The organism is Kitasatospora sp. NPDC052868, assembly GCF_044547105.1.
Taxonomy (GTDB): domain Bacteria; phylum Actinomycetota; class Actinomycetes; order Streptomycetales; family Streptomycetaceae; genus Kitasatospora.
In genome coordinates, this window is the sequence record NZ_JBITZW010000015.1 from 151,892 (window position 1) to 171,629 (window position 19,738).

General features: G+C 73.2%; 16 protein-coding genes and 1 rRNA gene. 8 read left to right on the top strand and 9 right to left on the bottom strand.

The window, feature by feature from the left end; all coding sequences use genetic code 11:
• Positions 1-46: 46 nt before the first annotated feature.
• Positions 47-2,809, bottom strand: coding sequence for a preprotein translocase subunit SecA (gene secA / locus ACIGZJ_RS24910; protein WP_396459278.1), 2,763 nt, complete (start codon positions 2,807-2,809; stop codon positions 47-49).
• A gap of 242 nt (positions 2,810-3,051) precedes the next feature.
• Between secA and ACIGZJ_RS24915 the strand changes: the two genes are divergently transcribed.
• Both ACIGZJ_RS24915 and ACIGZJ_RS24920 read left to right on the top strand, forming a co-directional pair.
• Positions 3,052-3,618 carry a GNAT family N-acetyltransferase gene (locus ACIGZJ_RS24915; protein WP_396459279.1) on the top strand — a complete coding sequence of 189 codons (567 nt, stop codon included), beginning with the start codon at positions 3,052-3,054 and terminating at the stop codon, positions 3,616-3,618.
• Between the two features lie 75 nt (positions 3,619-3,693).
• Positions 3,694-4,875, top strand: coding sequence for a winged helix-turn-helix domain-containing protein (locus tag ACIGZJ_RS24920; protein ID WP_396459280.1), 1,182 nt, complete (start codon positions 3,694-3,696; stop codon positions 4,873-4,875).
• Between the two features lie 52 nt (positions 4,876-4,927).
• Here the strand turns inward: ACIGZJ_RS24920 and ACIGZJ_RS24925 are convergent, their stop codons facing one another.
• On the bottom strand, positions 4,928-5,686 hold the full coding sequence (locus tag ACIGZJ_RS24925) for a response regulator (protein WP_396459281.1): 759 nt from the start codon (positions 5,684-5,686) through the stop codon (positions 4,928-4,930).
• A 193-nt stretch (positions 5,687-5,879) separates the two neighbouring features.
• Positions 5,880-6,572: a ribosome hibernation-promoting factor, HPF/YfiA family gene (gene hpf, locus ACIGZJ_RS24930; protein ID WP_396459282.1), complete on the bottom strand. Its 693-nt coding sequence runs from the start codon at positions 6,570-6,572 to the stop codon at positions 5,880-5,882.
• A 370-nt stretch (positions 6,573-6,942) separates the two neighbouring features.
• On the opposite strand from hpf, the gene ACIGZJ_RS24935 reads away from it, so the two are divergent.
• On the top strand, positions 6,943-7,716 hold the full coding sequence (locus ACIGZJ_RS24935) for a ComF family protein (protein WP_396459283.1): 774 nt from the start codon (positions 6,943-6,945) through the stop codon (positions 7,714-7,716).
• Here ACIGZJ_RS24935 and ACIGZJ_RS24940 read toward each other — a convergent pair.
• Genes ACIGZJ_RS24940 through mtrA form a run of 3 tightly spaced genes read right to left on the bottom strand, consistent with a single transcriptional unit; the run spans position 7,700 to position 12,369 of the window.
• Positions 7,700-9,568, bottom strand: coding sequence for an LpqB family beta-propeller domain-containing protein (locus ACIGZJ_RS24940; RefSeq protein WP_396459284.1), 1,869 nt, complete (start codon positions 9,566-9,568; stop codon positions 7,700-7,702). The two genes, ACIGZJ_RS24935 and ACIGZJ_RS24940, sit on opposite strands and share 17 nt — an antisense overlap.
• Complete coding sequence (gene mtrB, locus ACIGZJ_RS24945) at positions 9,543-11,663, bottom strand: MtrAB system histidine kinase MtrB (protein ID WP_396459285.1); 2,121 nt, start codon at positions 11,661-11,663, stop codon at positions 9,543-9,545. The genes ACIGZJ_RS24940 and mtrB overlap by 26 nt, the downstream gene beginning before the upstream one ends.
• 28 nt (positions 11,664-11,691) lie before the next feature.
• On the bottom strand, positions 11,692-12,369 hold the full coding sequence (gene mtrA, locus ACIGZJ_RS24950) for an MtrAB system response regulator MtrA (RefSeq protein ID WP_030061806.1): 678 nt from the start codon (positions 12,367-12,369) through the stop codon (positions 11,692-11,694).
• A gap of 289 nt (positions 12,370-12,658) precedes the next feature.
• Here mtrA and ACIGZJ_RS24955 point away from each other — a divergent pair, with 289 nt between their 5' ends.
• From ACIGZJ_RS24955 to ACIGZJ_RS24975, 5 genes are all read left to right on the top strand, one after another.
• The gene (locus ACIGZJ_RS24955; protein WP_396459286.1) at positions 12,659-13,828 is read left to right on the top strand and encodes a hypothetical protein; all 1,170 of its coding nucleotides are present in this window, start codon (positions 12,659-12,661) and stop codon (positions 13,826-13,828) included.
• A 5-nt stretch (positions 13,829-13,833) separates the two neighbouring features.
• Positions 13,834-14,523, top strand: a complete 690-nt coding sequence (locus ACIGZJ_RS24960; protein ID WP_396459287.1) for a DUF4129 domain-containing protein — start codon at positions 13,834-13,836, stop codon at positions 14,521-14,523.
• Entirely contained in the window at positions 14,520-15,743 is a 1,224-nt protein-coding gene (locus ACIGZJ_RS24965; RefSeq protein ID WP_396459288.1) for a DUF4350 domain-containing protein, read from the top strand. The genes ACIGZJ_RS24960 and ACIGZJ_RS24965 overlap by 4 nt, the downstream gene beginning before the upstream one ends.
• 92 nt (positions 15,744-15,835) lie before the next feature.
• Positions 15,836-16,756: an AAA family ATPase gene (locus ACIGZJ_RS24970; RefSeq protein ID WP_392939009.1), complete on the top strand. Its 921-nt coding sequence runs from the start codon at positions 15,836-15,838 to the stop codon at positions 16,754-16,756.
• 37 nt (positions 16,757-16,793) lie between these two features.
• Positions 16,794-18,104: a DUF58 domain-containing protein gene (locus tag ACIGZJ_RS24975; RefSeq protein ID WP_396459289.1), complete on the top strand. Its 1,311-nt coding sequence runs from the start codon at positions 16,794-16,796 to the stop codon at positions 18,102-18,104.
• 27 nt (positions 18,105-18,131) lie between these two features.
• Here the strand turns inward: ACIGZJ_RS24975 and ACIGZJ_RS24980 are convergent, their stop codons facing one another.
• From ACIGZJ_RS24980 to rrf, 3 genes are all read right to left on the bottom strand, one after another.
• Positions 18,132-18,899 (bottom strand): CDP-alcohol phosphatidyltransferase family protein, encoded by a 768-nt coding sequence (locus tag ACIGZJ_RS24980; RefSeq protein ID WP_396459290.1) that lies wholly within the window; start codon positions 18,897-18,899, stop codon positions 18,132-18,134.
• Positions 18,900-18,922: 23 nt separating this feature from the next.
• Positions 18,923-19,582: a transposase gene (locus ACIGZJ_RS24985; protein WP_396459291.1), complete on the bottom strand. Its 660-nt coding sequence runs from the start codon at positions 19,580-19,582 to the stop codon at positions 18,923-18,925.
• A 71-nt stretch (positions 19,583-19,653) separates the two neighbouring features.
• A 5S ribosomal RNA gene (gene rrf / locus ACIGZJ_RS24990) occupies positions 19,654-19,738 on the bottom strand; the annotation flags it as partial.

Below are 19,738 nucleotides of genomic sequence, written 5' to 3' on the forward strand. Positions count from 1 at the left end.
CACCCCCGTACGGGAGCGGCGCCCTGGTGTACCGGCGGCCGGGTGCTCAGCCCTTGCGGCGGCGGCCCTTGGCCGACTTGGCGGCCTTGCGGCGCTCGGCGCGGGTCAGCCCGTCGCCCTCGTCCTCCGCGGTGAGGTCCTCGAAGTCGCCCTCGACGACGCCGCCACCGACCTCGTCCGAGGGGGCCGTGTAGTGCAGGCGCTGCGGCTTGGGGGCCTCCAGGCCCTTGGCCTTGATCTCCGGGCGGGCGGCGTCCTTCTCCAGCTTGTCGAGCAGCACCTCGGCGTCCTCGACCGGCACCTCCTCGACCTGCTGCTCGACCTGGACCTCCAGGTTGAACAGGTAGCCGACGGACTCCTCCTTGATGCCCTCCATCATGGCGGTGAACATGTCGAAGCCCTCGCGCTGGTACTCGACCAGCGGGTCGCGCTGCGCCATGGCGCGCAGGCCGATGCCCTCCTGGAGGTAGTCCATCTCGTAGAGGTGCTCGCGCCAGCGGCGGTCCAGCACCGAGAGGACGACCCGGCGCTCCAGCTCGCGCATGATCTCCGCGCCGAGCTGGTCCTCACGGGCGCCGTACTGCCCCTGGATGTCCTCCTGGATGGCCTTGGTGAGGAACTCCGGGGTCAGCCCGGCGGTGCCGCCGGCCTCCTCCTCCAGCTGCTCCAGCTCCAGGGTGAGCGGGTAGAGCTGCTTGAGCGCGGACCAGAGCTTGTCGAGGTCCCAGTCGTCCTCGAAGCCCTCGCCGGTGGCGGCCTTGACGTACGCCTCGACGGTGTCGTCCATGAAGTGGCCGACCTGCTCCTGCAGGTCCTCGCCCTCCAGGACGCGGCGGCGCTCGCCGTAGATGACCTCGCGCTGGCGGTTCAGCACCTCGTCGTACTTGAGGACGTTCTTGCGGATCTCGAAGTTCTGCTGCTCGACCTGGGTCTGCGCCGAGGCGATGGCACGGGTGACCATCTTGGACTCGATCGGCACGTCCTCGGGCACGTTGGCCATCGACAGCACGCGCTCGACCATGCCGGCCTTGAACAGGCGCATCAGGTCGTCGCCCAGCGACAGGTAGAAACGGGACTCGCCCGGGTCGCCCTGACGGCCGGAGCGGCCGCGCAGCTGGTTGTCGATCCGGCGGGACTCGTGCCGCTCGGTGCCGAGGACGTAGAGGCCGCCGGCCTCCTTGACCTCGTCCTGCTCGGCCTTGACGGAGCTCTTGGCCTTCTCCAGCGCGGCCGGGAACTCGGCCTCGTACTCCTCCGGCGTCTCCGTCGGGGTGAGCCCGCGCTGCGCCAGCTCGGCCGCCGCGAGGTGGTCGGAGTTGCCGCCGAGCATGATGTCGGTGCCACGGCCGGCCATGTTGGTGGCGACGGTGACGGCGCCCTTGCGGCCGGCCTGCGCGACGATCTGCGCCTCGCGCTCGTGGTGCTTGGCGTTCAGCACCTCGTGCGGGATGCCGCGCTTGCGCAGCTCCTGCGACAGGTACTCGGACTTCTCCACCGACACGGTGCCGACCAGCACCGGCTGGCCCTTCTCGTGCTTCTCGGCGATGTCCTCGACCACGGCGGCGAACTTGGCCGGCTCCGACTTGTAGATCAGGTCGGGCTGGTCGATGCGCAGCGGCGTCTTGTTGGTCGGGATCGGCACCACGCCGAGCTTGTAGATCTGGTGGAACTCCGCGGCCTCGGTCGTACCGGTACCGGTCATGCCGGACAGCTTGTCGTACAGGCGGAAGAAGTTCTGCAGGGTGATGGTGGCCAGGGTCTGGTTCTCGTTCTGGACCTCCACCCCCTCCTTGGCCTCGATCGCCTGGTGCATGCCCTCGTTGTAGCGGCGGCCGGCCAGGATGCGGCCGGTGTGCTCGTCAACGATCATGACCTCGCCGTTCATGACGACGTAGTCCTTGTCGTTCTTGTAGAGCTCCTTCGCCTTGATGGCGTTGTTCAGGAACCCGACAAGCGGCGTGTTCACCGACTCGTAGAGGTTGTCGATGCCCAGGTAGTCCTCGACCCGGGAGACGCCCTCCTCCAGCACGCCGACGGTGCGCTTCTTCTCGTCGACCTCGTAGTCGCGGTCGATCTTGAGGCGCTGCACCAGCTTGGCGAAGTCGGCGTACCACTTGGTCGCCTGGTCGGCCGGGCCGGAGATGATCAGCGGGGTGCGGGCCTCGTCGATGAGGATCGAGTCGACCTCGTCGACGACCGCGAAGTTGTGGCCGCGCTGGACCAGTTCGTCCTGCGACCAGGCCATGTTGTCGCGCAGGTAGTCGAAGCCGAACTCGTTGTTGGTGCCGTACGTGATGTCCATCCCGTACTGGCGCTTGCGCTCGGCGGGCGTCATGTTGCCCAGGATCACGCCGACTTCGAGGCCCAGGAAGCGGTGCACCCGGCCCATCCACTCCGAGTCGCGCTCGGCGAGGTAGTCGTTGACGGTGATCAGGTGCACGCCCTTGCCGGTGAGCGCGTTGAGGTACGTCGGGAGCGTGCCGACGAGGGTCTTGCCCTCACCGGTGCGCATCTCGGCGACGTAGCCGAGGTGCAGCGCGGCGCCGCCCATGATCTGGACGTCGTAGTGGCGCTGGCCGAGCACGCGTCGGGCCGCCTCGCGGACGGTGGCGAACGCCTCGGGGAGGATGTCGTCCAGGGACTCGCCGTCGGCGAGCCGCTGCTTGTACTCGTCGGTCAGCGCGCGCAGCTCGGCGTCCGTGAGGTTGACGAAGTCCTCTTCGATGGAGTTGACCTGGGCAGCAATCCGCTGCAGCTTGCGAAGGATCTTGCCTTCGCCGGCGCGCAGGATCTTGTCGAAGACGGACACTTGAGCGGGCTCCTTGCCTGTATTGGCACTGGACGACTGCACGGCGGGTCCACCCCACCGCACGGGCCATCGTATGCGAGGACTCCAACCCCCCGGGAGGTGCGTCAGCACGCTATTCCCGTGTCACCCCTGCGAGCACATGCCTCGATAGCGATGCCTACCAGGGCAAAGCGGTCACCACCCCGGGCAGTTGGGCGGTTAATCGGATGCCCGGATTCCTCTCCGTACGGAATAATCCGCCCATGACAGAGCACGCCGACACCCCTGTGGACCCCGTCGTCCTCACCACCGAGCGCCTGGTACTGCGGCCGCCGCAGGCCTGTGACCTGCAGGCGCTCTTCGAGGCCTGCCAGGACGAGGAGATCCAGCGCTGGACGGTCGTCCCCAGCCCGTACCGCTTCGAGGACGCGGAGTACTTCGTCAACGATCTCGCCGCCAACGGCTGGCGCACCGGCGAGGCCCTGATCTGGTGCGTGCTGGAGCGCGGGAGCGGCGCCCTGGTCGGCACCCAGGGGATCACCCTCACCCCGGGCCGGACGGGCAGCGGCGAGGTCGGCTGGTGGGCCGCCAAGGAGCACCGCGGCCGCGGCTACACCGTCAAGGCCGCCCGTGCCGTCGCCCGCTACGGCCTCACCGAGCTGGGCCTGCGCCGGCTGGAGTGGCAGGCGTACGTGGGCAACGACGGCTCGCGCGCGGTGGCCGACCGGGTCGGCTACCGCTTCGAGGGCACCCTGCGCTCGTACGCCGAGCAGCGCGGCGTGTTCCACGACTCCTGGGTCGCCTCGCTGCTCGCCACCGACCTGGACTGAGCCGCCCCGGCGGCAGAGCCGGGCGGCCCCGTCGGCCGGTCCCGGCTGTCGGTCCCGGCGTCTACCCTCGCCGACATGACCGTCACGACTCCCGTCACGACCCTCAGCGCCGACGAGGCGCGCCGCATCGCCCTGCGCGCCCAGGGCCTGCTCGGTGCGCCGGACCGCCGGGGCGGCGTACGCGGGGTGCTGCGCCACCTCGGCGCCGTCCAGCTCGACACCATCTCGGTGCTGGCCCGCTCGCACGAGCTGATCCCCTACGCCCGCCTCGGCGCGGTCGGCCGCCCGGCCGTCGAGGAGGCGTACTGGGGCTCGGGCGCGACCTTCGAGTACTGGTCGCACGCGGCGTGCATCCTGCCCGTCGAGGAGTGGCCGCTGTTCGCGTTCCGCCGCCGCGGCTACCGCGGGCGCGGCCACCTCTGGGGCCACCAGGTCACCCCGGAGACGTACCGGCACGTACTGGACAAGCTGCGCGCCGAAGGGCCGTTGACCTCCACCGAGCTGGGCGGCGCCAAGAAGACCGCCGAGTGGTGGGACTGGTCCGACACCAAGATCGCGGTGGAGCGGGCCCTGGCCTTCGGCGACGTGGTCTGCGCCGAGCGCCGGAGCTGGAAGCGGGTCTACGCACTCGCCGAACAGGCCGTCCCCACGGAGCTGTTCGAGCAGGACCCGAGCGACGAGGAGTGCCTGCGCACCCTGGTCGCCCAGGCCGGGGCCGCGCTCGGCGTGGCCACCCGGGCCGACCTGCTGGACTACCACCGGCTGCGCGCCGAGCAGCTGGACGCGGTGGTCGAGGCCTCCGGCCTGGTCCCGGTGGAGGTGGCGGGCTGGGGTCCGGCGGGCGCCGCGGCCGCCGCGTGGGCCGATCCGGCCGCGCTGGCCGCCCCGCCGCGCGGGCGCCACCGCACCGCGCTGCTCTCCCCGTTCGACTCGCTGATCTGGGACCGCGCCCGCACCGAGCGGATCTTCGGTATGGCCCACCGACTGGAGGCCTACACCCCGAAGGACAGGCGGGTGCACGGCTACTTCGCGATGCCGCTGCTGACCGGCGGCCGGCTGGTCGGCCGGGTCGATCCGGCCCGCGAGGGGCGCACCCTGGTCGCCCGTCAGGTCTCGCTGGACTCCCCGCGCCACCTGGAGGCACTGGCGGCGGCGCTGCGCGAGGCGGCCGCCTGGGTGGGCTGCGACGCCGTCCGAGTGGAGGCGCTGAACGACGAGGGGCTGCGCCCGGCCCTGACGCGGCTGCTCGACTCCTAGGATCCGGAGGCCGCGGGCAGGCGCACCGAGGGAGCCCCAACGCCCGGGCGCCTCACCCTATTTCGAGGATCTTCTCCCGCATCGCGTAGACCACGGCCTCCATCCTGGAGTGCAGCTGGAGCTTCTCCAGGATGTTGCGCACGTGGTTCTTCACGGTGTTCTCGCTGATGAACAGCTCCTTGGCGATCTCCCGGTTGTTCATCCCGGTGGCCACCAGCTTCAGCACCTCCAACTCCCGGTCGGTCAGCCGGGGAGCGGGCACCAGGTCCCGGTCGTCGGAGCGGCGCTGGATCATCGACTTGAACTCGGTGAGCAGCTTGGAGGCCATCGACGGGCTGATCTGGGACTGCCCGTCGGCGACCGCGCGGATCGCGGTGGCGACCTCGTCGGTGGAGATCTCCTTGAGCAGGTAGCCGGTGGCGCCGGCCTTGATCGCCTCGTAGAGGTCGGCCTCCTCATCGCTTATCGTCAGCATGATGATCTTGGTGCTGGGCACCACGTCCTTGATCGCGGTACAGGCCTCGATCCCGCTGCGCCGGGGCATCCGGACATCCATCAGGATGATGTCGGGCAGCAGGTCGGCGGCCTTCAGCACCGCCTCGGCGCCGTCCCCCGCCTCACCGATGACCTTGATGTCCTCCTCCTCCGCGAGCACGATCTCCAGCCCGCGGCGGAACAGCGCGTGGTCGTCCACCACCAGGACGCGAATGGGCTCGGCCCGGCGCGGGCCGTACTCGGGCTCGGCCCCCGGTCCTGGCGACACCCCCGCGCCCGGCCCCGCAGCGGGCCCCAGCCCGAAGTGATCCCCCATCCGCTCCTCCCCCGTCGCCGGTCCTCGTCGCGCCATCATTCCACGCCTCGGACCCCCTCCGGTCACCCTCAGGTGCCGAATCCCCTGCACCGGGTGACCTCGGGCCCGCCGCGGCCGCCCCGGCACCCCGAAACGCCGGTGACCCCGGCGGCAACGGCTGCCGGGGTCACCTCATCCCATACCGCCGGGACGGTCAGTCCTCGTCGTCGGCCCCGCCGATCGCGCCGCCGGCGCCGCCACCCGCCCCGACCGAGCCGTCGGCCTTCAGGTGGATGACACCGTAGTGGTAACCGTGCCGGCGGTAGACGACGCTCGGCAGGCCGCTGTCCTTCTCCACGAACAGGTAGAAGTCGTGGCCGACCAGTTCCATCTCGTAGAGCGCCTGGTCGAGCGCCATGGGGGCGGCCGGGTGGGTCTTCTCCCGGACCACCAGCGGGCCTTCGCCCTCCACTTCCAGGGATCCCATCATGGTCTTGCGGACGGCCCCGTTGGTCTCGCCGGCGGGCTGCGTCGTGTCGGGCAGCGCGGCGAGGGACGCGGTCGCCTCGGCGACGCTGATGGGGGTGCGACCGTTGCCGCCCTTGTGCACCCGGCGCCGGTCTGCGGACTTGCGCAGCTGGGCGTCGAGCTTCGCCGAAGCCAGGTCGAGTGCCGCGTACGGGTCTGCCGCGGCCGCCTCGGCCCGGATCACCGGGCCACGGGTACGGAGAGTGATCTCCACCCGCTCGGACCGGTCGGCCTGACGCGGGTTGTGCTCCTTGGACACCTCGACGTCGAGGCTGATCACCTTGCCGTCGAACTTCTGGACCTTCTCCAGCTTCTCGGCCACGTGCTCGCGGAACCTCTTGGGCACCTCGGTCTTGCGGCCCTTGACGACGATGTCCACGCAGAACTCCGATCCCTCGTGCTGACGCCGATCCGGGTGCTACCGAATCGGGCTGAGACCCAGCCGGACCAGCCAATCCACTGCCGACCCTTCGCCCCGCCGCGAGCGGCGAAAGCGACTGGCCCTCACCTCACTTCCTCCCCACCAGGGACGGTTGAAACCCCCTGGAGCCTCATAGAACACCTCACACGGGGATTTCGCCTCCCCAGGCGGCAAAGTGGGTATGACCCGATCTTGTGGGGTTGGCGGTCGAGCTGTTGCACCCTGTCTACCCTCTTGCGAGTGAAGCATGGGTAAATACCTGGACAACACCCCCCGTACGGCGCATCCTGTGCTCACTCTCCGTGCCTGCCCTCCGCCAGGAGCAGCCGTGCCACCCATCACGTCCCCCGCCCGCCCAGAGCCCGCCCCCAGTCCGTTCGCCTACGCACTGGGCGGCCTGCTGGACCTCCTGCTGCCCGCCCGCTGCGCCGGCTGCGGCACCGGCCGCAGCCCGCTCTGCCCGACCTGCCGCCACGCCCTGACCGCCGCCCGGCCCGGCCCCACCGCCCTGCCCTGGGTGCACGCCGCCGCCCGGTACGCCGATCCGGTACGCCAGTTGCTGATCGCCCACAAGGAGCGCGGCGCGCTGCGCCTGGCCGACCCGCTGGGTGAAGCGCTCGCCCAGGCCGTGCGCTCCGCGCTCGGGCCGCGCGCCGGTCAGGCGCCGCTGCTGCTCGTCCCGATGCCCTCCACCCGCGCCGCCGTCCGCGCCCGGGGCCACGACCCGACGCTGCGGCTGGCCGGCGCCGCCGCCCGGGCGCTGCGCCGGGCCGGGCTGGACGCCCGGGCCGCGCCGCTGCTGCGGCACGTCCGCCCGGTCGCGGACCAGAGCGGCCTGTCCGCCCCGGAGCGCCGGCGCAATCTGCACGGCGCGCTCACCGTCCTGCCGCGCGCCCACCGGCGGCTGACGGGCCGCCAACCCGTGCTGGTGGACGACCTGGTGACGACCGGGGCCAGCCTCGCCGAGGCCGCCCGGGCGCTGGCCGCCGCCGGACTGCCGCCGCGGGCGGCCGCGACCGTGGCGGCCGCCGTCCCGCACCGGCCGGACCGTGCGACCCCGGCCTGCGGAGGCCGGGGCGGTCGGCTCAGCCCGGGTAGATGAAGGCGCTCGCCCGGTACTGCGGCGGCAGGACGAGCTCGCGCCACTGGTTGTTGACCAGGCGGTAGATCTTGCCGTCCGCCCCCTGCAGGGCCAGCACCGGAGGCACCTGGCCCGCGGTGTCGTCACGGGACTCGGAGGCCTGCACCGAGACCATCCCCTCGCCGCCCAGCAGCGAGCCCTCGGTGCTCCGCGAGCCGTCCGTGCTGATGTAGTGCAGCTGCGGCAGCCGGTCCTTCTCCTTGCCCAGCACCAGCAGTTGATCGGCCTCCGCCCAGGACACCGAGGTGACGTCGGTGAGCTGCGGCGCGGCGTTGCGCAGCCCGGTGATCCGCGCCGTGGGCGCGTCCTGGGTGCCGCCGTGCTGCACCAGGCCGACCATCAGGCTCCGGTCGCCCTTGCGGTCCTTGACGACCAGGGCGATCCGGACCCCGTCCGAGGCCGTCTTGAGGCTCTGCACCGTGCCCCCGTCGAGCCCCTCGACCGGCACGGTGACGGGCTTGCGCCCGCGCACCATCACCACCCGCGGGTTCTGCGGGTCGCGGTCCACCACCCAGAGGTCGCCGCGGCCGTCCCAGCTGGGCGAGGCCAGCCCGTCCTCGGCCTTGTCCGCGGCCCGGGCCGTCGTGCTGAGCACGGCCTCGGGGAGCACCGACTCGCTGTCGGCCAGCCCCACCGAGTACAGCTGGTGGCCGTCCGGGCTGATCGCCGCGGCGCGCTGGCCGTTGCGGCTCACCGCGATCGTCCCGACCGCCCGCTTGCCGTTGGCCGGGGCCTTGCCGAGCACGCCTGCGACCGCTGAGCCCTCGCCCTGCTCACGGGCCTGCAACAGCACCCCGTTGTCGGCGCGCTGGTAGTACTGCTGGTCGGCCGCCGGACCGGCCAGGGCGCCGGGGGCACTGGCCGGCAGGTCGTTGCGCGCCACCACGCAGCTGCTGCCGCGCGGGCCCTTCAGCTCCAGCCGGTCCATCTGGCCCTTGCCCTGGTCGGCGAGGGTGTAGAGGAGCTGGTTGGCCATCTGCTTGCACTGCATCCCGCCGCCGAGGTCGGGCCCGGCGGCCACCACGTGGGCGGTCCGGCCGTCGTCCACCGTGACCGGCTGCACGGTGACCCCGGCCGGGAACGCCGTCCGGACCACCGGCGAGAGCCACTCCGACGGACCGGATACCAGGGCCCTGGCGGCGGCGGTCAGCGGGTCTATTCGGCGCCGCAGGTAGATCGGGTCGGCGATCAGCACCTCCTGCGCCGTGGGCGCGGAGGGGTCGGCGGCCGCATAGAAGAAACGGTCCACCTGGCGGTAGCTGTTGCGGAAGTTGGTCTCGTTGATGATCAGACCGTCGGGCAGCCGGTCGATCCGCCACTCCCCGGACTTCTCCCGGACGAAGTTGAAGGTGAAGCTGACATCCTTCTGCCCCTCCCGGAAGCGGTAGGAGTGCTTCTCGTCCACCTGGGCGACGACCGCCCCGGACACCGGGATGGACACCGAGGTGTCGGCGTCCGTGAGGGCCTGGTCGGTGTGCGTCGGGTTGGCCGCCAGCACCATGATCCCCGCCTCCGGGTTCCACCGGCCGGCGGCCTCCTCGGTCAGGTACTGCCGCGCCGTCGGGTAGCCGTCGTCCGCGGTCGAGGCGTCCAGGAAGCCGGTCAGCAGGTCACTCGGCTTGGCCCCCTTGGCGGGCGCCATCGGAAAGACCCTGACCTGGAGGTTCTTGTCCGCCGCGCCCTGCGACAGCTCGACCTTGGCGATGCCGCCGGAGTCCGGCATCGCGGCGCAGCCACCCACCAGCGCGGCCCCCAGCACCGCGCCGGCCACCGCGGCCAGCCGCGGCTCAGTCCTGCTGCTGGTCCTTCGCACGCTGCGTCCCCTCCGTGTCCGTCCCACCCGTGCCGTTCGCGGCGCTCACCGCGACCGGCTCCTGCGGCTCCGCCGTCCGCTGCGCCACCGAGGGCCGGCCGGGCGTCGGATCGACCACGACCTGGGCACCGGTGGCACCGTACCCGGCCCCCGCGGCGCGGACGTCCGAGGGGTCCGAGCGCGGTCCCTCGGGCACCCGGCGGCCCAGAGCCGGGCCGATGCTCAGCACCCCGCCCAGCCCGCTGCCGAAGCCGTTGCCGCCGCCCTCCGGGGCCTCCGGCACGGCCGGGTCCTCGGTCGCGGTCAGTGCGGTGGCACCCGCCGGGTGGATCGCCCGCCGGTACGGCACCCCGGCCGAGCCGAGGCCCCGGTTGTTGCGGGAGTCCTCCGGCTCCAGCCGGAACGGCGCCCGGTTGATCTCGCCGCCGCGGGTGCGCGGCAGGGTGAGCCGGAAGTGCGAGCCCCCACCGGGCTCGCCCCAGGCCTGCAGCCAGCCGGCGTGCAGATGCGCGTCCTCGACCGCGATGGACAGGCCGAGGCCGGTACCGCCGGTGGTCCGCACCCGGGACGGGTCGGCCCGCCAGAAGCGGTGGAACACCCGGGAGGCCTCGCCCGGCTTGAGCCCGATGCCGTAGTCGCGCACACCGACGGCGACCGCGCCGTCGGCCGAGCCCAGCCGGACCACGACGTCGCGGCCCTCGCCGTGCTCCAGCGCGTTGACCACCAGGTTGCGCAGGATGCGCTCGATCCGCCGGGAGTCGACCTCCGCCAGCACCGGCTCGCCGTCGCCGCGGATCACCACGGCGCTGCCCTTGGCCTGGGCCAGCGGGTCCGCGGCCTCCACCACCCGGGTGACGATCTCGCGCAGGTCCACCGGCTCGGCGTCCAGGATCGCGGCGCCGGCGTCGAAGCGGCTGATCTCCAGCAGGTCGGCGAGCAGCGACTCGAAGCGGTCCAGCTGCCCCTGGAGCAGCTCCGCCGAGCGGGCCGCCATCGGGTCCAGGTCCTCGCGGCTGTCGTAGATCAGGTCGGCGGCCATCCGCACCGTGGTCAGCGGGGTGCGCAGCTCGTGCGAGACGTCCGAGACGAAGCGCCGCTGGACCCGCGAGAGCTCCTCCAGCTGGCGGATCTGCGCCTGCAGGGCGTTGGCCATCCGGTTGAAGGACTCGCCGAGCCGGGCGATGTCGTCCGTCCCGGTGACCTTCATCCGCTCTTCCAGGTGCCCGGCGGCCAGCCGCTCGGAGATCCCGGCGGCCATCCGCACCGGGGTGACCACCTGGCGCACCACCAACCAGGCGATGCCGACCAGCAGGATCACCACGAACAGGCCCGCGGTGGCCAGGGTGCCGGTCACCAGGTCGAGGGTCTTGGTCTCCTGGCCGAAGGGGAAGACGTAGTACAGCTGGTAGCTGGTGCTGCTCGGCCCGGTGAACTGCTGGCCGAGGACGAGCCCCGGCTCCGAGTCGGAGCCGCCGCCGCGGTGGATCCGGGTCGGCTGCTCGAACATCACGCCGGGCTCCGAGGCCACCGCCGTCCGCAGCGACTCCGGAATGCTGCTCGGCAGGACGTCCCCGGAGTAGCGCGGGCCCAGCCCGGGGTTCTGCTGCGCCACCACCTGGCTGCTGCCGGGCAGGATCGCGATCACCGAGTAGACGCTCTGCCCGCTGGCCGCGAGGTCGCCGACCTGCTTCAGCAGCCAGGTGCCGATCTCGTCGGTGGTCGGGTCGCTGGTGGCCCCGACCTTGAAGCGCAGGTCCTTCGCCTCGTCGATCTTCTTCTGCTCGCTCTTGAAGCCGCCGTCGGCCTGGCTGCGGGCCGAGGTCTTCTTGGTGTCCAGCAGTCCGGTGCGCACCTGGGCCACCACGACCACGCCGAGCACCAGCACGACCGCGACGGAGAGCAACAGGGTGGCGGCGACCACCCGCAGCTGGATGGAGCGCCGGTAGAGCGCCGTCACCCGGTGGAACGGTCGTCGCAGCTGACGGGTCAGGAGCGCGAGCAGGGCCGCCGGACCGCGCCGACGGCGGCGGCCCTGGGTGGTCGAGCTCAGCACGTCCCCGCGCACGGCGGGGCCCCCGTCGGTCGAGGAACCCAACGGGGTCTCGTCAGCCTTGTACACCACGTCAGCTGGGCCCGGCCTTGTAGCCGACGCCACGAACGGTCACCACGATCTCGGGGCGCTCCGGGTCCTTCTCGATCTTGGAGCGCAGACGCTGGACGTGGACGTTGACCAGCCGGGTGTCCGCCGCGTGGCGGTAGCCCCAGACCTGCTCCAGCAGCACCTCGCGGGTGAACACCTGCCAGGGCTTGCGGGCCAGCGCGACCAGCAGGTCGAACTCCAGCGGGGTCAGCGGGATGCCCCGCCCGTCCCGCTTCACCGAGTGGCCGGCCACGTCGATCACCAGGTCGCCGATGGTCAGCTGCTCGGGCGTCGGCTCCTCGGCCCGGCGCAGCCGCGCCCGCACCCGGGCCACCAGCTCCTTCGGCTTGAACGGCTTGGTGACGTAGTCGTCGGCGCCCGATTCCAGGCCGACCACCACGTCCACGGTGTCCGTCTTCGCGGTCAGCATGACGATCGGGATGCCCGACTCGGCCCGGATCTGCCGGCAGACGTCGATGCCGTCCCGTCCGGGCAGCATCAGGTCCAGCAGGACCAGGTCGGGCTTGGTCTCCCGGAACGCGGCTAGCGCCTTGTCCCCATCCGCGACGAAAAACGGCTCAAAACCCTCACCACGCAGCACGATACCGAGCATCTCGGCCAGTGCGGAGTCGTCATCAACGACGAGGACGCGTCCCTTCATGAGTCCATACTCTCATTACCGGATTGTGACCTGCCGCACAGCAGTCCCATTGCGCCAGAACGGCCAAGTGGCAGCCCGGTCGATTACCGGCCATATCGGGCGAATTTCCTGCGCCGAACCGCTCCGGAACGATCCGCGAACCCGCACCGGCCACCACCGCGGAGCCCGCCCGCGGTTCAGGAGCCGGATACCCCTGAGACCCGTCCGAGCACCATGGCACGATGGGCGCTGCGCGCGGGTGAAGATCCACCCGGCCCCGCGAACCCTGACGCCCCTCCGAGGAGCAGTGATGACCGACACTCCGGGCTGGGCCTCGCCCAGCTCGTCCGAGCCGCCCCGCGAGGACGCCCGGCCGCCGGCCGACGCGCCCGCCGCCGTGCCCGGTCCGTCGGCACCACCACAGGGCGCACCCGCCACCCCGCCCGCCTGGGGCTCCGGCTACGGCGGCCCGCCGCCCGGCGGCCCGCAGTACGGCCAGTACGGCTGGGGCGCGCCGCCGAGCCCCAAGCCCGGCATCATCCCGCTGCGCCCGCTCGGCCTCGGCGAGCTGCTGGACGGCGCCGCCTCCACCATCCGCAAGCACTGGCGGACGACGCTCGGCCTCTCGCTCGGCGTCGCCGTGCTCCAGCAGGCCGCGGCCACCGCGACCGAGCTGTCCATCGACGGCGACACCGGCAACCTCACGCCGGTCCTGACCACGCTCGCCAGCCTGCCGGTCAGCCTGCTGCTCGGCGTCGTCGCCTCCGCGCTGCTGACCATGGTCGTCAGCCGCGCCATCCTCGGCCAGTCCGCCACCATCCGCGACGCCTGGCGGGACGCCCGCCCCCGGCTGTTCCAGATGCTCGGCCTGACCCTGCTCACCGCCCTGATCGGCGGCGGCATCGTGCTGCTCGGCTTCGCCCCGATGATCGGCTACGTGATCGCCGGCGCGGACGAGCCCGCCATCGCCGCCCTGCTGTTCGTGGTCGGCCTGCTCAGCCTGCCGGTCGCCGTCTGGATCTGGATCCAGCTCAGCCTGGCGGCCCCCGCCCTGATGCTGGAGAAGCAGGGCGTGCTGACCGCGCTCTCCCGCTCCCGCCGGCTCGTCCGCGGCTCCTGGTGGCGCCTGTTCGGCATCAACCTGCTCAGCCAGGTGCTGGCCGGCATCGTCGCCGGGATGATCTCGGTGCCGTTCACGATCATCGGTGTGGTCCTGGGCTTCGACGACCTCGCCGGCCAGGCCGACTCCGGCGGCGTGGTCAGCCTCCCGCCGGCCCTGCTGATCACCACGGCCATCGCCGGCGTCATCTCCGCCACCCTGACCATCCCGTTCACCGCCAGCATCGGCGTCCTCCTCTACGTCGACCAGCGGATCCGCCGCGAGGCCCTGGACATCGAGCTGGCCCGCGCCGCCGGGCTGCCCGAGTACGGCGGCACCGGCTGGAGCGACCCGGCCGGCCCGCCCGCCGCGAGGCTCTGACCCGGATGCCGAACTGGGGGGACCTGACCCGGGCGGCCGGCGGCGCACCGGTCACCATTCCGCGCGATCCGGCACGCGACGCCGCCCGGGACGAACTGCTCAAGGCCGACTACCACCGCCACGACCCGAGCCTCCAGGAGCGGGTCCTCGACTGGATCGGCGACCGGCTCGGCGACGCCCTCGACACCGTCGCGGGCAACGGCACCAGCGGAACCACCGGCCTGATCCTCTTCCTGGTGATCGCCGCCCTGATCGGCGGCGCCCTGTGGTGGCGCCTCGGCGCACCCCGGCGGGCCGCCCGAACCGTCCAGCCCGTCTTCGGCACCGCCGGCCCGCGCAGCGCCGCCCAGTACCGGGCCGAGGCCGAACGGCACGCCGCCGCCGGCCAGTGGCCCCAGGCCGTCCGGGAGCAGATGCGCGCCCTGGTCCGGGCCCTGGAGGAGCGCACCCTGCTCGACACGCGCCCCGGCCGCACCGCCGACGAGGCCGCCGCCGAGGCCGGCCGCGCCCTGCCCGAGCACGCCGCCGCCCTCGCCGCCGCCGCCCGGACCTTCGACGACATCGCCTACGGCGAGCGCACCGCCGACCAGGCCGCCTACCGGCTGCTGCACGACCTCGACCGGGCCCTGGAGCGCACCCGCCCGGCCCTCACCCCGGTGCCGGTCCCGGCCCAGGCCCAGGGAGGAGCGGCATGACCACCACCGTCCCCGCCCCCGACGCGCCCCCCGCGCCGACCGCGCCCGCCGCCACCCCCACCAGCCTCGCGCCGACCGGCCGAAGCCTCTGGTACCGCGGACGCTGGTACCTGTTCACCACCGCGATGCTGCTGCTCGCCGGAGCCGTCCTGGCCGGCCTCAACCAGGAGCAGCGCTACCCGCCGCTCGACCCGCGCTCCTACGACCCCACCGGCACCCGCGCCGTGATCGCGCTGCTCCAGCGCGAAGGCGTCAAGGCCGACATCACCGCCGACCTCACCACCGGCGCGGCCGGCGGCGACACCCTCGTGGTGCCGGAGCCCGACCTGCTCTCCCCCGACCGGCTGCGCGCCCTGGCCGCCGCCCGGCACGGCCGCCTGGTCCTCATCGCCCCCGGCCCGGCCGCCCTCAGCGCGCTGGTCCCCGGCGTCCGCCCCTCCGACGAGGGCGGCGGCGTCCCCTACGCCTCCATCCGCAGCACCCCCGCCGACTGCTCCCTGCCCGCCGCCGTGCGGGCCGGCAGCGCCCACCTCGGCGGCCTGCTCTACACCGCCGGCACCCGCGGCGAGGGCTGCTACCCCCGCGGCCACGGCTACCCGCTGGTCAGCGTCCCGAACAGCCGCGGCGGGGACGTCATCGTGCTCGGCAGCGGCGCCTTCCTCACCAACGAGCTGCTCGCCAAGGACGGCAACGCCGCCCTCGCGCTCGCCCTGCTCGGCTCCCAGCCCGACCTGACCTGGCAGCTGCCCGACTACACCGCCCCGATCGCGGTCGAACAGCGCAAGCAGCTCACCGACTACATCCCCGAGGGCTGGCGCTGGGCCGGCTACCAGCTCGGCATCGCCGCCCTGCTCGCCGCCGCCTGGCGCGCCCGCCGGCTCGGCCCCGTCGTCAGCGAGAACCTGCCCGTGGTGGTCCGCGCCGCCGAGACCACCGAAGGCCGCGCCCGCCTCTACCGCCGCGCCAGGGCCCGCGGCCGCGCCGCCGACGCCCTGCGCCGCGCCGCGGCCCACCGCCTCGCCCCGGCCCTGGGCGTCCCGCTCAGCGCCGGCGCACCCGACCCCACCGCGCTCTGCGCGGCCGTCGCCGACCGCCTCCCCGAGCGCCCCGCCGCGGGCGTGGCGGCCCTCCTGTACGGCCCGCCCCCGACCGACGACGCCGCACTGCTGCGGCTCGCCGACGACCTCGACACCCTCGAAAGGCAGGTACGGAAGCCGTGACCGAGCAGGCCACCGCCACCCCCCTCACCACCCCCGGCACGGCGGACAGCACGCCCGGCACGGCGAGCGACCCGCGCCAGGCGCTCACCGCCCTGCGCGCCGAGATCGCCAAGGCCGTCGTCGGCCAGGACGCCGCCGTCACCGGCCTGGTCGTCGCCCTGCTCTGCGGCGGCCACGTGCTGCTGGAGGGCGTCCCCGGCGTCGCCAAGACCCTGCTGGTGCGCACCCTTTCCACCGCCCTCAGCCTGGGCACCAAGCGGATCCAGTTCACCCCCGACCTGATGCCCGGCGATGTCACCGGCTCCCTGGTCTACGACGCCCGGACCGCCGAGTTCTCCTTCCAGCCCGGCCCGGTCTTCACCAACCTGCTGCTCGCCGACGAGATCAACCGCACCCCGCCCAAGACCCAGGCCGCCCTGCTGGAGGCCATGGAGGAGCACCAGGTCACCGTCGACGGCGAGCCCCGCGCCCTGCCCGTCCCGTTCCTGGTCGCCGCCACCCAGAACCCCGTCGAGTACGAGGGCACCTACCCGCTGCCCGAGGCCCAGCTGGACCGCTTCCTGCTGAAGCTGATCCTGCCGCTGCCCGACCGCGACCAGGAGTTCCAGGTCCTCGCCAGGCACGCCGCGGGCTTCGACCCCCGCGACCTCGGCGCCGCCGGCGTCCGCCCGGTCGCCGGCCCCGCGGACATCGCCGCCGCCCGCGCGCAGATCGCCAAGCTCACCGTCTCCCCCGAGGTGCTCGCCTACATCGTCGACCTCTGCCGGGCCACCCGGCAGTCCCCGTCTCTCTCCATCGGCGTCTCCCCCCGCGGCGCGACCGCCCTGCTCGCCGCCTCCCGCGCCTGGGCCTGGCTGGCCGGCCGCGACTACGTCACCCCCGACGACGTCAAGGCCCTCGCCCTGCCGACCCTGCGCCACCGCGTCGCGCTGCGCGCCGAGGCCGAGATGGAGGGCGTCACCGCCGACTCCGTCATCCAGGCCGTCCTCGCCCAGACGCCCGCCCCCCGCTGACCGCCTCCCCCCGCACGCCTCCGAAGGAGCGCACCGCATGGCCCTCACCGGGCGAACCGCCCTGCTCGCCGCACTCGGCGCGCTCGTCGTGGGCCTGCTCCTGCCCTCCGCGGCGGGCATCGCCGCCGTCACCGGCACGGTCCTGCTCGCCGCCCTGGTCGACCTGCTGCTCGCCGCCCCGGTCCGCAGCCTGCGGATCACCCGGGGCGGCGACACCACCGTCCGGCTCGGCGAGCCCGCCGCCGTCGAACTGAGCGTCACCAACCCCTCCGGCCGCCCGCTGCGCGCCCGCGTCCGCGACTCCTGGGCCCCCTCCGCGTGGCGGCCCGGCACCGGCCCCGCCGCCTCACGGCACTCCCTGCGGATCCCCGGCGGCGAGCGGCGCCGCGTCACCACCCTGCTCACCCCGAGCCGGCGCGGCGACCACCACGCCCACAAGGTGACGGTCCGCTCGCTCGGCCCGCTCGGCCTGGCCGGCCGTCAGGGCTCCCACCTGGTCCCGTGGACGGTCCGCGCGCTGCCGCCGTTCACCAGCCGCAAGCACCTGCCCTCCCGGCTCGCCCGGCTGCGCGAACTCGACGGCCGCACCTCCGTCCTGACCCGCGGCCAGGGCACCGAGTTCGACTCCCTGCGCGAGTACCTGCCCGGCGACGACGTCCGCTCCATCGACTGGCGGGCCAGCGCCCGCCGCCACACCGTCGCCATCCGCACCTGGCGCCCCGAGCGGGACCGGCACATCCTGATCGTCCTCGACACCGGCCGCACGTCCGCCGGCCGGGTCGGCGACGCGCCCCGGCTGGACGCCGCACTCGACGCCGCCCTGCTGCTCACCGCGCTCGCCACCAAGGCCGGCGACCGGGTCGACCTGCTCGCCCACGACCTGCGCAAGCGCGTCTCGGTCGCGGGCCGCTCCCCCAACGAGATCCTGCCGGCCTTCACCGGCGCGATGGCCGTCCTGGAGCCCGCCCTCTACGAGACCGACATGCGCGCGCTGGTCTCCACCGCGCTCCGGATGGCACCGCACCGCTCGCTGATCGTCCTGCTCACCGGCCTGGACGCGGCGCCCGTGGAGGACGGTCTGCTCCCGTTGGTGCCGATGCTCACCAAGCGCCACGAGGTCGTCCTCGCCTCGGTCGCCGACCCGCACCTGGACGAACTGGCCGCCGGCCGCGGCACCGTCGAGGCCGTGTACGGGGCGGCCGCAGCCGAGCAGACCCGCGCCGACCGCCGTCTCACCGCCGACCGCCTCGGCCGCCACGGGGTGACCGTCCTCGACGCCCCGCCCTCCTCGGTCGCCCCGGCCCTCGCCGACGCGTACCTCGCCCTCAAGGCCGCCGGCCGGCTCTGAAGCCGACCTGGTTCCTCCGAACCGGCCTCAGCGGAGCCGGGAGGAGGAGAGGATCGACGCCAGGTGCGCCACCACCATCACCCAGGTGATCGCCGCGATCGCGGCGACCACTGCTCGGGTGGGAGTGGTGCCGCCGACCACGGCGTCGGCCACGGCCGCCGCCAGCAGGACCAGCGAGGCCTCGATGCCGTTGGTCACCCGGTGGATCCTGAGCGCGGAGGCGAGCCTGCGCACGGTGGCCACCCCCTGCGAGCGCGGCCGGGCCGCCTCGTCCTCGGCGACGCCCAGCCCGTGCCGGGCCCGCGCCACGTCCACCAGGTCGGTCGAGGCCTTCAGCAGCACGATCCCCAGCGCCGCCGCCAGGCCCACCGACACCCACGCCTCCGCCCCTGACCTGGCCGCCCGGAAGCCGGCCCCCGTCAGGAGCGCCGCGTCCGCCAGATAGGCACCGAGCCGGTCGACGTAGATACCGGCCGCGCTGTACTGCTTCTTCCAGCGGGCGACCTCGCCGTCCACGCAGTCGAAGAGCAGGAACAGCTGGAACAGCACGGCGGCCAGCACGGCCCCCGGCAGCCCGGGTATCAGCAGCGCCACCCCGGCGGCCACACCGCAGGCGACCATGGCCCAGGTGAGCGTGTTCGGGGCGACCCCGGTACGCACCAGCTGTCTGGTCACCCGCAGCGAGATGCGCCGCATGTACAGCCGGCCCGCCCAGTGCTCCCCGTTGCGGCTCTGCAGCTTCGCCTGCGGCTGGCAGACCGCACGCAGCTCCGCCAGGTCCGGAGCGGCACCCATGACCATTCCGTCCCCTCCGGCCCTCAGTAGCGGGGCTTGACCCAGACGTGGACGCCGGCCGAGGCCCCGTCCTCGCTCTCGTCGTCCGCCTGCGCGTCACGGGCCTGCCACTCGGCGATCCCCGCCGACAGCGCGACCGCCGAGGACTTGTCCCCGTGGAATCCCTCCCGCGCCGCCTGGTAGGCGAACCAGCGCTCGACGTGCGCCAGCCAGGCCGCCTCGTCCGGCGCGAAGTGCATGACGAAACGCGGGTGCGCCCGAAGCCAGTTGATGACCGTCGGGGACTTGTGCGTGAAGTAGTTGTCGCAGATCAGGTGGACCTCGCCGCCCTCCGGCAGCTCCTGGTCCAGCTTCGCCAGGTACTGGCGGAAGGCCACTCCGCGCCGCCGGCGGTGCAGGGTGCCGGCCACCTTCTCGGTGGTCGAGTCGAGGCTCTCCAGCAGGGCCGTGACGGCCGCCGGCAGCGGCTCCTCGCGCAGGGTCTCCAGAGCGGCCCGCAGCTTCGGCCGCAGGACGGTCTCCGCGTCGACGTGCAACGCCAGCACCCGCTCCGGCGGAGCCAGGTACAGACCGGCCACCTCGTGGGAGGTCTCCATGGTGAAGGGGTCCGTCGCCAGGCTGAAGGGCTCGGTACGCGGCTTGATTTCTTCGGGGTTGGCCTTCGGGCCAGGACGACGTGCCATACCGCGATCGTATCCTGCGTAAACGCAAAGAACCCCCACCCGAAATCGGGTGGGGGTTCTTTGGAATGATTGTTCGGCGGCGTCCTACTCTCCCACAGGGTCCCCCCTGCAGTACCATCGGCGCTGTGAGGCTTAGCTTCCGGGTTCGGAATGTAA